This window comes from Tateyamaria algicola (genome assembly GCF_047715485.1).
In the GTDB taxonomy this organism is placed as follows: Bacteria; Pseudomonadota; Alphaproteobacteria; order Rhodobacterales; family Rhodobacteraceae; genus Tateyamaria.
Genome location: NZ_CP180422.1, coordinates 1584447 through 1596659 on the forward strand (window position 1 = coordinate 1584447; position 12213 = coordinate 1596659).

The following is a 12213-nucleotide window of genomic DNA, read 5'->3' on the forward strand; positions in this document are numbered from 1 at the left end:
ATTCTGGTGCAACATCCGGCACCCATTTTGCCCCCCAAATCAATCGTCGAAATTGTATCGCCCGACCTGATGCCCCGTCGCGGAGTTGTGGCAATACAGGCTGTCCCCGCTACGTGTCGTGCCTGCGGGCAGCCTGCCAATCAGAAGGTGCGCATCCTGCGCATTACAGAACGAGATTTCATTGAAGTAATTTGCAAACCAAAACTCCGAACCTCTGAGCTCAGTGGTCCTGGGCGCGCCGTTGTAACCCCGTGCCTCGGCCACAGTCAGGGCATAGTCGATGGCAACGCTGCCGGTCCAGCTATCGTGGCATATCATGTCATCAAGTGCATTTCCGCTCAGGTCCGCAGCATAAACTGTCTTGTTTCCCCCCTTGCAAAAGCTTCCGCCCCCGCGCCTGTACCCGCTTTGACTGTTCCAGACCGGGCCTTGGAAGCCACCCACCGCGTCGGCGTAGTCCAGCCACCGATGACCGGTGTTTGTGTCATGGCACGCCATGTCCGCGCGTCCGTCGGAATTGAAGTTTCCAATGACAATCGATCGGCTTGGCGCTGTGCACCAGCCGCTGTTCATTGCCCAATCAAAGCCCGCCAGTTCATTCCTGGCGTAATCAATCAAAACCGTCCCATCATGGCGGAAGTGACAAAGCATATCGTCACGACCATCCGCGTCGAAATCCGCAACGTGAATGTCGCCGACAATGCGTTGCGTTGGATCTCGTAACGATGCAGAACGGCGGGGCCTCCAAGTTTGACCCGTTCAACGCGCCGGACCTATTGGCAAAATCAATGAATCTACGACCGTTCCTGGTGTCAAAACACATCAGGTCGTCGCGACCGTCGCCATCAAAGTCACCAATGTGGAGTTCCCGGCTGGATAGCCTGCAGAACGGACCGGACGTGCTTGCCCAGTCACCATCTGCAAACACGGCATCAACGACGTTGTCGGCATAGTCGATGCGGCGACGGCCGGGCTGCTGCGCACCGTCCTTTTCATGGCAGAGAAGATCGTCCAACCCGTCGCCGTTGAAGTCGCCCAGGTACAGTCGGTTTTCAGTGCCGCTGCACCAGCTGGTGTTATTGAAATAGTCGCCGTTCACGCCGTACAGCTTTTGCAGATACTTCACATCAAAATCGCTTGGCGGCGTATTCAAGAGCGGTCGGGGGCACAGCGTGGTATCGGGATTGAATGTATCGTAATCCGCCTGAGGCCTGGGGTGGTGATAGTGCATGATCGAATTGGAAGTATATCGCCCAATAACCAGATCAGGGTGCACGCGGGCCGGCGCTGTGGCGTCAAGCGTCAGGCATTCTCCGCTATCGGGATGTCGCTGCTGATGCCAGCGGCCCAGCACATGACCCAATTCGTGATGCACACTGTACGTGTTGTCCGGGCGAATACGGATGCGCCTGACGGCAGATATCGGCGTACCGTCGCTTTCCTTGATGCCGCGCAGCCCATCGGTTCCATTGCCTTCGTCCAGGGCTATGACGATACGCGGTACTTCCGTGCTGTTCTTGACAAAACGCACCGCGCCCGACGTCAGCTCCTCCCACTGAAGAATGTTGTCGAAATCGGCTTCAGTACGCGTCGAACCTGCGGGTATCTCGATTTCATAGTAGACAACGCCGTTGGGCCAGCGCCGCGACAAAAGCTCTTCCGAAACAGCCGCGTTGTCATCGGGATGCAATGAATCCGGGGTCCAGCCTTGTGCTTTCGCGTCTGTCGCAGACAGGAGCATACCCGCGACCGCAACGAGACAAATGAGCCCGGAGAATACGAATTTATGCATTTTGCCTAATCCCAAATACTTTGATCAATCAAACCAATATTGAACAGATTTTGATGCCCGTTCCGTGGCTTCTAATATGCTGCATCTCACTATAGATGATGTGCGCTACTCCCGATAGAAATTCGGAAACTTTTCTATCGGCCAAATTTCTTTTGACACATCAATGCCAGTTTTTCCCGGCGACTCGGTCATTGCGCATATTAAAGTGCGACACGGCGCATTAGCGGCAGAAACACCGACCTTTCATCTGCCTCACCGCATGGATCAGAAGTCGAGTTCACAGAGCGCGAGACAGACCCGTCCATGGCGTCTCAGGGCGCCGATGCAAGGGCGGCCCGCTAAGCTGTCGACGCACCAGCAAGAGCACGGTGCAGCAGAGACTTGAGCAGATCTGCATCGGACTCTGATATCGGGGCGAGGATTTCACCAATCGTCTCTGCAACGGCGTGTTGGATGGCGCGCACGGCATCCTGGCCTGCATCGGTAAGGAAGACCACGGTGACGCGCGCGTCATGGGATGCGGTTTTGCGCGCCACCAACCCCTTGCTCTCCAACGTGCGGATGGTCCGGGTCATTTGCGACTTGTCTCGTGCAACACGCTTGGTGAGTTCATGCAATTCCGGACATCCCATCTCGGCAATCGTCAACAGAACAAAGCCGCCCCCCGGACCAACACGTTCAGTATCAAACACATGGGCCTTGGCGTGAACGCCACTGTGAATGCGTCGCATGAAGCGATCAATGAGAAGAGCCAGCTCTGTGTCTTGCATCCGACGGCTTTTTGTTGACTCTATCCACCAATTATATTTAGTGGATTCTGTCTACCTTATGATTTCATCACCATGTTCACCTTCGACTGTGACCAAGGGGCGCGCAAATGACAACCAACCACGGAACAATCCTGAAAATCGCGGCGGTGCTTTGGGTCATCTGGGGGCTGGTCCACATGTTCGCCGGTGTGATGACGATATCGCAGGATGCGGCGGGCTCGGTTTCCGGGATCGCGGATGCGGTCGATCCTGCACTGATTGCAGGAGAATTTCATCCCGCGGTTGGCGCGGTCCTCAATCAACACGGGTTCAATCTCCTCTGGATTGGAGCGTTCACCGTTGTGGGTGGGGTCTATATCTGGCGACACTCCGTGACCGCGATCTTCATGACGGCCATCGTCGGCTGGGTCACTGACGTTGGATACTTCGTGTTCATGGACCTTGGTGGCTTTGTGAACTTTGTCCCCGGCACGGTCATGACCATCATTTCGTCTGCGGCGGTCGTTCTGAGCCTCTGGGCCTATTTTTCAGGGCTGCGCGCGACGCAAAATCGATCTTTTCCGTAAATGGGGCAGGTCACGCGACGCTGCCGCCTGGGTGCGGACAGATGGGGCAACGGATGCAACCAATGAGGTGGGCAGACAGATGCGCACAACCTGGAACATGAACAAGGGCAAGCGGGTGTTCTTCAGCTTTGGCCGGTCACTCATCGCTTTGAGCCTGGTCGTTGCGCCCGGCGCGTGCTGGCCCGAAGAGGACGCCGCCGCCACGGATGATACGGCACCCGTGCGCGTCTTGATCACCACGCTTGTCGCGGATTTCGAAGAGGTCACCGTGCGGCGATATCCGGGTGTTTTGGAGCCGAGCGAGGTCAACCTGTTGTCCTTTGAAGTCGGCGTGCGTCTGGGTCGGATTGGGCTCGATGTGGGCGAACGCGTCAGCGCGGGACAATTGCTTGCAGAACTGGAGCCCGAGCAATTCGAGACCGTGATCGAAAACCGCCGGGCCGCCGTCGAAGAAGTCGCGGCGACCCTGGCGCAGGCCGAAGACGACCTGCCGCGTTCTCAGGCGCTGCTGGACAGCGGCACCATCACCGTTGTGCGCCGGGACGAGGATGCGACGGCGGCAGCCCAGGCACGGGCGCAATTGATACAGGCGGAAAAGAACCTGTCGACAGCAGAACAGGACCTGGCTGACAGCAAGCTCTATTCCCCGTTCAATGGCATCGTGGATGCGCTTGAGGTTGAAATTTTCGCGACTGTGAGCGCGGGCCAGACGATCCTGTCGCTTTACCAGCAAGAAGAATACGGGGTGTCGTTCTCGGTCAGCTTTGACGTGATCAGCCGCGTCGTGGTTGGCACCCCGGCGAACGTCCGGCTGGCGGATGATCCAACCGTGGCCTTGCAGGGCGTGGTCAGCGAGCTGGGCGAACGTACGGGTCAGGTGTCGTCCTTTCCGGTTGTCGTGCGACTGGCCGAAGCGGTCCCTAGCATCAAGGCGGGCATGGCGGTCGAAGTGGCGCTGGAATTCGCTCTGCCTGCGGCCCGCGGCCACCTGCTGCCGATGTCGGCGGTGATCCCGGGCACGGACATCCCGGAGCGCGCCGGGCCCAACGACCTCATTCCGCTCAACGTCTATGTCTATGATCCCGCCACCAGCGCCGTTCAGGTGCGCCCCGTGACCATGGCGGGCATCCGTGACAACCGCTTTCTGATCATCGACGGTCTCAGCCCCGGAGAGCGGGTGGCTACCAAGGGCGTTGCCTTTCTGCGCGCAGGGATGGAGGTGTCGCTGCTGCCCCATGGCCATGGCAGGTGGGGCGCTGTTTGAACCGATGGCCACGATGATGATCGGGGGGCTGATCGTCGCCTCCCCGCTCACCCTGCTGGTCGCACCGCCCTTGTGTTATGCGCTGCTGCGCATCGGGCGCAGCCCGGCCCCGGTTGCGGTCTAAGCGATGGCCAAGGCCAGCATACCCGGTCCGATGCCCCCGCCACGAGACTTCGGATGGCCGCTCAAGGCACCCGAGACCTCCCACTTCGAGATCATGCAACGCGACAATGGGCAGTTCATGGTCGTGCTCAACCACGCCCTGTTGCGTGGGGTGTCGGCCAAGATGCTGGCGTGGTGGTTCCAGACCTTCACCCGGTTGCAGGTGACGCTGGAAGGCGTGCCGGGATATGAGGGGCAAACGGTGCCCGCCTATCTGCTCTGGCATCCCAGCGACCATTTCAATGCCACGCTAAAGGGCAAGACGGGTCCGCATGGTGCCCCCACCGCCGGGCGCACCCGCATCCATATCCAGGAGGCGATGCAATACCAGACCTATGGCTGGGATTATCCGGTCAACACAGAGTTGTCGGTGACCTATGTGGGCGATGACGGTTGGGCCATGGGTCGCATCCTGCCGGTCTTTGGCCCGGTGCTCATGCTGCGCATCCACTTTCGGGATGTGGTTCAGGGGGACACGCATCTGGGCGTGCACTACCACTACGAGATTGTCATCGGGGGTACGCGGCAAAGACCCGGTGTCCCGCTTTATCAACCGGCGGATCACGCACAGTTTCGGACCACAATTCTTTGAGGCCTGGCATGCCCACAACGTGATCGAAGTGGGCACGTTCGAACATTTTTTGCCTGCGCTCTATGCCCAGCGGGACGCTGGAACCGCGCTGCGATACGCGCCGCACCATCCCGATATCAGCCAGACCGCCGCGCAAGTTGGGCATGACGCTGATCTGGTTGCGCAGCGCGTTGCGGCATTCACCAATTCCGACGATCCCATGGCCACGCTGGCCTACAACAAACGGACGTTCCTGTGATGCGAAACCTGTCCACAACACGGGTCTGACCATGGCGCCTGTATCGCAGGACACTGTCTTGAAGGGACATGAGCGTCTGTCAGATGCCGGTCCGTGGGTGCCTGTCACACCAGGTCCCGTCAGACATTGTGTCCTCCAACCAGAAAAAGGAGGGCGAGAACGCCCTCCTGCCAGTCAGCTCCGACTTTGTCCGGCTCAGCTTCTTACAAAGCTCAAAAGGTCAGGGTTCACCACATCCGGGTGGGTCGCGAAGAAGCCGTGCGACAGACCGTCATAGACCTTCAGCGTTCCGTTCGGCAGCAGCTTGATTGCTTTCTCGGCAGAGTTCGCGATTGGCACGACCTGATCGTCGTCCCCATGCATCAAAAGTGTCGGCACGTTCATCGCCTTCAAGTCCTCGGTCTGGTCCGTCTCTGAGAACACGGCGATGCACTGGTAGTGTGCAGAAGCGCTGCCCATCATCCCCTGACGCCACCAGTTCTGAATTTGGCCCTGGCTGACCTCGGCACCCTCGCGGTTGAAGCCGAAGAATGGACCCGATGGCACATCCAGGTAGAACTGCGCACGGTTGGCGGCCAAGGCGGCACGCAACCCGTCAAAGACCTCCATTGGAACGCCATCCGGATTGGCGTCGGTCTGCAGCATCAAGGGCGGGATCGCACCCAACAGGGCGGCTTTGGCAACCCGGCCCGGCTCTGCCTTGGCAACATAGGCCGCAACCTCGCCGCCACCGGTGGAGTGGCCGATATGCACGGCGTCTTTCAGGTCCAGCGCGGCGGCCAGATCGACCACATCGTCGGCATAGGTCGCCATATCATGGCCCCGGTCGGTCTGATCCGAGCGCCCGTGACCGCGGCGGTCATGGGCAATCACCCGGTAACCATGGGCAAGAAAGAACAGCATCTGGTTGTCCCAGTCGTCGCCGCTCAGGGGCCATCCGTGGTGAAAGACGATGGGCTGTGCATCGCGCGGGCCCCAGTCTTTGTAGAAAATCTTGGTGCCGTCGCGGGTTTCAATCGTAGACATAATCGTTTCTCCTTCGTTTTGAGTCAGGGTTCGAGCCGCAAGTGCGGCGGGCATTGCAGCGAGCAACGCGGTTGCTGCACCGGTCTGCAAAACAGTGCGTCGTGTCACTTCGGTCTGGGTCATGTCGATCGGCCTCGGTGCTTGTTTCGGTGACCCCAATATTGCAATTGCGATGCCCTTCAGCGATTGTCACAAATGACAAAAACAGGTGCAAAAGTGACAAAATCAAAAAAGGATTGGGTCGCCGAAATCGGCCTCTTGATGTACCCCGACTGCCAGTTGTCGGCGGTTTACGGCCTCACGGACTTGTTCAGGATTGCGGGGGAATGGGCTGACGGGGCGCGAAGTGTTCGGGTAACGCATTGGCGGGCGGAGTGTCAGGGACAGCCCGTGTGCATCTGGGATTCCGATCCAGGCCAGCCCCATCGGCTTGATTACGTCATCACGCCGCCCAGTATCGTGATGCCGAACGATATGCAGCCGATGTCAGAAGAAGCCGAATGGCTGCGCGCGCAACACCAAGAGGGCAGCCGGGTGTGCTCGATCTGCGCTGGCGCGTTCGTTCTGGCCGAAAGCGGTTTGCTGCACGGCAGGCGGGTCACGACCCATTGGGCCTTTGCCAAACAACTTGCAGAGCGTCACGCAGACATCGAGGTCGCTGACCGAAATCTGGTGCTGGATGATGGGGACGTGATCTCGGCGGGTGGCATCCTTGCCTGGACCGATCTTGGGCTGACCCTTGTCGAGCGCCTTTTCGGACGCAGCACGATGCTCTCCACCGCGCGATTTCTGGTTATCCAGCCGCCGCGTGCCTCGCAGCTCCCGTACACCGAGTTTGTCCCCGATTTCGATCACGCAGACGCGGCGATCCTGCGGGTCCAGCATCACATCCACGCGGACCTGACCGCCCCGTTGAACCTTGGCGAACTCGCCCAGATCGCACATCTGGGAAAGCGGACCTTCATGCGCCGATTTGCCAAAGCCACATCGCTCAATCCGACCGATTACATTCAACAGGCGCGGGTCGCCAAAGCCCGGGGCATCCTCGAGCTTACCAACCGCCCATTGGACCAAATTGCATGGGAGGTCGGCTACAAAGACCCGTCCGCGTTCAGCAAGCTGTTCCAGCGTGTCTCGGGCCTCACAGCATCAGAATACCGTCATCAATTCGGCGCGACACCAAACGAGACTTAGCAGGCACCAGAACTTGGCGGAGCGGTCGTTGATGCGGCTGCCGCAGATGGTCAGTTTCAGTTCACCTCGGTTCTGCAGCCACGGCGACAGTCCGGTTCGGTAAAAACGCCGCGCTGAGGTGAGACAGGGGCGGATCACCCGCCCCTGTGTTATCAGATCAGGCCCAGCCAAGTTGCGCCAACGCATGGCCATCGTTCCAGATCTTGGTCATATGCGCGATCTTCCCGCCGGCGAATTCCATGGCATACACGTAGTCTGACGCGACCTTGGCGCCGGTCGGATCGACTGGCCCGCCCGGACCCGACTGTGTGCCATGGAAAACCGCAAACGCCAGCACGATGCTACGGTCTTCGTCGGATGCGAACCCTTTCAGCTCATAGGTTCCATCCGGGATCGGCGTTAGCAGGCCCTTCATCCACTCCGTATAGGCCTCGAGCGTGTGCGTGTCCGCCAGCGCGCCGGACTGGCACGCAAAACTGGCGTCTGCACTGCAATATGCCGCGCACCCGTCCCAGCCCTTGCCGGTCTCGCAGGCTTCAAAAAAGGCTTTTGCTGTCTCTGTCATGCTCATTGCGTGTCTCCTTGTGTGCAACCTCGGGACAATCCCCTTGGTGTCATGGGATGAAGGTACGAAGCCGCAGAGAACGGCGATATCGTTCAAATGAACCAATTGATGCAGGAGGGATGTAGGGTATGGTCCCCCTACATTTTGCCGAGGATATTATGTCGGACACGGCGCAATCGATTGAAACACTGTCAAAACGAGAGGCCGAAGTGGCCGCCGCCTATGCGGACGGCGCCAGCTACAAGGTCATCGCCCGTGACCTTGGCATATCCCCGACCACGGTTCGATCTCATTTGCGCACGGTCTATGGCAAACTGAATGTCACGTCGAAAATCGCCTTGGCGCAGGCACTCGCGGACCCAGGGGCCACATCGGCTGAACTTCAGGATGCGGCGGGGCTGACCGCCGATCTGGCACTGGAACTTGACGAGGCCATGCGGCGCGAGCGGACGATGGCGCGCGTTCTGCGGATCATCAACGAGAGCAGTGGCAACCTTGATGAGGTGATTGACGAGGTGCTGGAGCAGGCGCTGGAAATCTGCGAGGCAGAGTTCGGCATTCTGATGGAGCATCACGGTGATTTCACCTTCACGGAAATGCGCTCCAGCAACATCAGTGCGCCGTTTGCCGCGTGGCTGTCAGAGCAAGGGCTGTTCAACCCAGGCCCCGACACAGCCGTTGGGCGGGCCGCCCGGTCGCAAAAGCCGGTCAGCATTGCGGATGTGAATGCCGAGGATGTCGCATACGAGGACAACCCGCTGCGCTTTGCAACGGTCAAGTTTGGTCAGGCACGGTCGCTGGCGGCGATCCCGATGACGGCCGGCGGGCGGTTGATTGGGGTGTTCAGCGTCTACCGGACCCGCGTGCATCCGTTCAATGACCGCGCGCTGGAACTGGCGCAGGCCTTTGCCGATCAGGCGGCCATCGCCATCGAGAACTCTTTTCACATCAAAGAGATGGAAGCACGGCTTGAGCGGTCGTCCGCGTCCCGTGAAATTCTGGACGCGATTAGCGCGGCACGGGACGATGAAGGACCGGTCTTTGACGCCATACTCGGCAATGCCCGCAAACTGTGCGACGCGCCATTCGCAGCCCTGATACTGGGACAAGAGGGGGACGACCATCAGACGATGATGGCGCATCACGGCGCGCTTGAAAGCACCGAGGATTTCTACAGTCAGGGCAAAGTGCCAATGGACCCGGACAAGTCCTTTGCCGCGCGTGCGATTATCGAAAAGCGCCCTGTACATCTGCACAACATGATGCAAACCGATCAATACCGCGCAGGTGTGCCCAACGTTGTCGCGCTCTGCGACGTGCAGGGCATTCGCACCAACCTCTTTGTCCCACTCATTCGGGACGGGGTCGGCATCGGCTGTTTCATCATCTTCCGCCACGAGGTGCGCCCCTATACCGACGAACAGATCGCCCTGGTCGAAACCTTCGCCACCCAAGCCGTGATCGCACTTGAGAACGTCCGACAGTTCCGCGACCTGCGCAAGCGTCTGGATCGCGAGGCGGCGACACGCGAAATCCTGCAAGTCATCAACCAAAGCCGCGATGATGCGCGGCCCGTCTTTGACACTATTCTGAGGAACGCCATCGACCTGTGCGGCGCGAGCGCCGGTGCCCTGACGCTCGGCACCAAGGGCGATACACACCAGCGCATGGCCGTCTCTCGGGGCGTGAGCCAGGCAACGCTTGATGTCTATGCGCGCGGCGAGGTGTCGATGAACCCCGACATTTCGATGGCGGCCAAGGCGATCCTGTCCGGTGAGGTGGTCCATGTGGCCGACATGGCCGACACCGATGGGTATCGCAGTGGCGTGTCGCATTACACCTCCGTGGTGGACGACACAGGCATCCGCACCAACCTGTTTGTGCCCCTGATGACACCCGAAGGGGGCGAAGGCACCCTGGTGCTGTTCCGCAAAGAGGTAAAGCCCTACACGCCCGACGAAATCGCGCTGGTTGAAACCTTTGCGGCACAGGCCGCGATTGCCCTGGAAAATGTCCGACAGTTTCGCGCCGTTGAAACGCGGCTCGAGCGGGAAAAAGCCTCCAGCGATATCCTGACAATGATCAGCCAAAGCCGTGATAACGAAGCGCCGGTGTTCGAGTTGATCCTGAGACGGGCCGCTGATTTGTGCAATGCACATGCGGCAGCCCTTGCGATGGGCCAAGCCGGGGACGCGCATCAAACGATGGAGGCGTCCTATGGGCTCGATCCTGCGACGGCCAAAGTCTATGACGACGGGCTTGTCTCGATGGATCCGACACTATCCGTGGGTGCGCAGGCCATCCTGTCACAGCAAACGATTCACGTCCCCGACATGGCCGAAACAGACGCCTACAAGAAAGGCGTATCCGTTTTTGTCTCGGTGGTGGAAGAGAACGGCACACGCACCAATCTGCTTGTCCCGCTGATCACCAGCGAGGGCGCCATCGGGGTACTGATCCTGTTCCGCAAAGAGGTCAAGCCCTACACCGCTGACGAAATCGCGCTGGTTGAGACGTTTGCCGCGCAAGCCGTCATCGCGATCGAGAACGCGCGCCAGTTCCGGGCGTTGCAAGCGCGTACATCCGAGGTTCAGGGTCTGAATGCCTCGCTGGAGGCCAAGGTCGACGCGCAGGTCGTCGAAATTGAGCGGATGGGACGGCTGAAACGTTTCCTGCCGGCGGCCGTGGCGGACACGGTTGTGTCCTCGGGCTCGGAAAAGATGCTGCAAAGCCATCGCGCCCTGTTGGGTGTCCTGTTTTGCGACATCCGCGGCTTTACCGCGTTCTGCGAAACGGCCGAACCGGAAGAGACGATCGAGGTGCTGCAAACCTACCACGAAGAGATGGGCAAACTGATCAACCTGCATGGCGCGGGCGTTGACCTGCGCATGGGTGACGGCGTGATGGTGCTGTTCAATGACCCGGTCCCTTGTGATGATCCTGCCGGAGACGCGGTGCGGCTTGCCATTGCGATGCGCGCGCGGATGGCTGAGCTCTGTACCGGCTGGAAGCGGCTTGGCCACCGCCTCGGCTTTGGAGTTGGCGTCTCCCTCGGCTATGCCACCGTTGGGTTGGTGGGGTTCGAGGGCCGGTTTGACTACACCGCATCCGGAACGGCCATCAACCTCGCGTCACGGCTGTGCGACGAGGCGGTCGACGGGGAAATCCTGCTCAGCACACGGGCCGGGATTGCTGTCGAGGATACGTTTCCTGTCGAGACCCGCGGGGAACTCACTCTGAAAGGAATCCGCGAGCCGATAGAGGTATTTCGGCTTTCCAACGACCCGTAAACAACGTTTCCATACAACGCGATATCACTTGGTTCCAAAAATGCGCCCGCCTGACGTGATGAAAAACCGCCAACCAAAACCCGGCTATTCACATTGCCCCGGTGTTCGCTGCTCCCGCGAAGCCAGTGAGACGTCATTCATAACAATCCTATCCAACCCGGCCTTGTCCACATGGCCGCCATTGCCTCGGTCGATGGGGTAGGTCTTGGTGTGCGGACAAAGTGAGCATTCGCTGCGGATGCGCCAACGGCAGCTAATGCACGCAGGCAACGTAACTGAGTTACTATTCGGATGCCTTCACGACTGTCACCCAAAGTGCAAACGTTCTGCGGTCGTCAATTTGAACCATTCGCTGATGTAGTTCACGTTCCCATGGCCCTGCTTTGGCTTTTGCATCACGCAAGGCACTATCAAACGCTTTGGCCGCTGTCGCTGTTTCACCTAGCTGGGACAATGCGATTCCTCTTTCCAGTTGGATGATGGCACCCTTTGCTTGTTCGATTGGGGCGAATCTCATCCAAGCGCCTGCGGTCAGAGAGATATTGCAAAAGCGGAGTTTCTTGGCACCTTCGTAGCGATCATTTCTACACCCTCCAGCCATGAGACCTGCGGTCATTCCGCTCAGCCAAACGCTTAGGAATGCCCAAATGAAGATGGCGTTGGCCCAAGACTTAAGCCTTGATTTTTGTGCCTCCGTTGGCTTCTCCATACGTTTTGCTACAACTCTCTGATAAAGAACTGGAAGTGTGAGCTG

12 protein-coding genes are annotated in these 12213 nt (G+C 59.2%); 6 read left to right on the forward strand and 6 right to left on the reverse strand.

Features of this window, described 5'->3' with window-relative positions; all coding sequences use genetic code 11:
• Nucleotides 1–39 precede the first annotated feature (39 nt).
• The 3 genes from ACMHLQ_RS10200 to ACMHLQ_RS10210 form a co-directional block, all read right to left on the reverse strand.
• Nucleotides 40–618, reverse strand: coding sequence for a hypothetical protein (locus ACMHLQ_RS10200; protein WP_415404667.1), 579 nt, complete (start codon nucleotides 616–618; stop codon nucleotides 40–42).
• 37 nt (nucleotides 619–655) lie between these two features.
• Nucleotides 656–1792 carry a M12 family metallopeptidase gene (locus ACMHLQ_RS10205; RefSeq protein WP_415404668.1) on the reverse strand — a complete coding sequence of 379 codons (1137 nt, stop codon included), beginning with the start codon at nucleotides 1790–1792 and terminating at the stop codon, nucleotides 656–658.
• A 338-nt stretch (nucleotides 1793–2130) separates the two neighbouring features.
• Complete coding sequence (locus tag ACMHLQ_RS10210) at nucleotides 2131–2523, reverse strand: MarR family winged helix-turn-helix transcriptional regulator (protein ID WP_415404669.1); 393 nt, start codon at nucleotides 2521–2523, stop codon at nucleotides 2131–2133.
• 146 nt (nucleotides 2524–2669) lie between these two features.
• Between ACMHLQ_RS10210 and ACMHLQ_RS10215 the strand changes: the two genes are divergently transcribed.
• The 4 genes from ACMHLQ_RS10215 to ACMHLQ_RS10230 all read left to right on the forward strand — a co-directional run bounded on the left by ACMHLQ_RS10215 (nucleotide 2670) and on the right by ACMHLQ_RS10230 (nucleotide 5384).
• Nucleotides 2670–3128 (forward strand): hypothetical protein, encoded by a 459-nt coding sequence (locus ACMHLQ_RS10215; protein ID WP_415404670.1) that lies wholly within the window; start codon nucleotides 2670–2672, stop codon nucleotides 3126–3128.
• A gap of 79 nt (nucleotides 3129–3207) precedes the next feature.
• Nucleotides 3208–4392: an efflux RND transporter periplasmic adaptor subunit gene (locus ACMHLQ_RS10220; protein WP_415404671.1), complete on the forward strand. Its 1185-nt coding sequence runs from the start codon at nucleotides 3208–3210 to the stop codon at nucleotides 4390–4392.
• A 154-nt stretch (nucleotides 4393–4546) separates the two neighbouring features.
• Entirely contained in the window at nucleotides 4547–5146 is a 600-nt protein-coding gene (locus ACMHLQ_RS10225; RefSeq protein WP_415404672.1) for a hypothetical protein, read from the forward strand.
• A gap of 19 nt (nucleotides 5147–5165) precedes the next feature.
• Nucleotides 5166–5384 carry a hypothetical protein gene (locus ACMHLQ_RS10230; protein WP_415404673.1) on the forward strand — a complete coding sequence of 73 codons (219 nt, stop codon included), beginning with the start codon at nucleotides 5166–5168 and terminating at the stop codon, nucleotides 5382–5384.
• Nucleotides 5385–5579: 195 nt separating this feature from the next.
• Here ACMHLQ_RS10230 and ACMHLQ_RS10235 read toward each other — a convergent pair whose 3' ends face one another.
• Nucleotides 5580–6410: an alpha/beta fold hydrolase gene (locus tag ACMHLQ_RS10235; protein ID WP_415404674.1), complete on the reverse strand. Its 831-nt coding sequence runs from the start codon at nucleotides 6408–6410 to the stop codon at nucleotides 5580–5582.
• Nucleotides 6411–6626: 216 nt separating this feature from the next.
• Here ACMHLQ_RS10235 and ACMHLQ_RS10240 point away from each other — a divergent pair, with 216 nt between their 5' ends.
• Nucleotides 6627–7604 carry a GlxA family transcriptional regulator gene (locus ACMHLQ_RS10240; protein WP_415404675.1) on the forward strand — a complete coding sequence of 326 codons (978 nt, stop codon included), beginning with the start codon at nucleotides 6627–6629 and terminating at the stop codon, nucleotides 7602–7604.
• 157 nt (nucleotides 7605–7761) lie between these two features.
• Here the strand turns inward: ACMHLQ_RS10240 and ACMHLQ_RS10245 are convergent, their stop codons facing one another.
• Entirely contained in the window at nucleotides 7762–8175 is a 414-nt protein-coding gene (locus tag ACMHLQ_RS10245) for an ester cyclase (protein ID WP_415404676.1), read from the reverse strand.
• Nucleotides 8176–8297: 122 nt separating this feature from the next.
• Here ACMHLQ_RS10245 and ACMHLQ_RS10250 point away from each other — a divergent pair, with 122 nt between their 5' ends.
• The gene (locus ACMHLQ_RS10250) at nucleotides 8298–11459 is read left to right on the forward strand and encodes a GAF domain-containing protein (RefSeq protein WP_415404678.1); all 3162 of its coding nucleotides are present in this window, start codon (nucleotides 8298–8300) and stop codon (nucleotides 11457–11459) included.
• Nucleotides 11460–11742: 283 nt separating this feature from the next.
• On the opposite strand, the gene ACMHLQ_RS10255 is transcribed toward ACMHLQ_RS10250, so the two are convergent.
• A complete protein-coding gene (locus tag ACMHLQ_RS10255) occupies nucleotides 11743–12168 on the reverse strand; it encodes a hypothetical protein (protein WP_415404680.1) in 426 nt (141 codons plus the stop codon).
• Between the last annotated feature and the right edge of the window lie 45 nt (nucleotides 12169–12213).

Excerpts from the sequence above, each read along its gene's own strand:
- ACMHLQ_RS10250 (WP_415404678.1), top strand. The coding sequence starts at position 8,298 with ATGGTCCCCCTACATTTTGCCGAGGATATTATGTCGGACACGGCGCAA.
- ACMHLQ_RS10255 (WP_415404680.1), bottom strand. The coding sequence starts at position 12,168 with ATGGAGAAGCCAACGGAGGCACAAAAATCAAGGCTTAAGTCTTGGGCC.
- ACMHLQ_RS10245 (WP_415404676.1), bottom strand. The coding sequence starts at position 8,175 with ATGAGCATGACAGAGACAGCAAAAGCCTTTTTTGAAGCCTGCGAGACC.
- ACMHLQ_RS10215 (WP_415404670.1), top strand. The coding sequence starts at position 2,670 with ATGACAACCAACCACGGAACAATCCTGAAAATCGCGGCGGTGCTTTGG.
- ACMHLQ_RS10235 (WP_415404674.1), bottom strand. The coding sequence starts at position 6,410 with ATGTCTACGATTGAAACCCGCGACGGCACCAAGATTTTCTACAAAGAC.
- ACMHLQ_RS10220 (WP_415404671.1), top strand. The coding sequence starts at position 3,208 with ATGCGCACAACCTGGAACATGAACAAGGGCAAGCGGGTGTTCTTCAGC.
- ACMHLQ_RS10210 (WP_415404669.1), bottom strand. The coding sequence starts at position 2,523 with ATGCGACGCATTCACAGTGGCGTTCACGCCAAGGCCCATGTGTTTGAT.
- ACMHLQ_RS10205 (WP_415404668.1), bottom strand. The coding sequence starts at position 1,792 with ATGCATAAATTCGTATTCTCCGGGCTCATTTGTCTCGTTGCGGTCGCG.
- ACMHLQ_RS10225 (WP_415404672.1), top strand. The coding sequence starts at position 4,547 with ATGCCCCCGCCACGAGACTTCGGATGGCCGCTCAAGGCACCCGAGACC.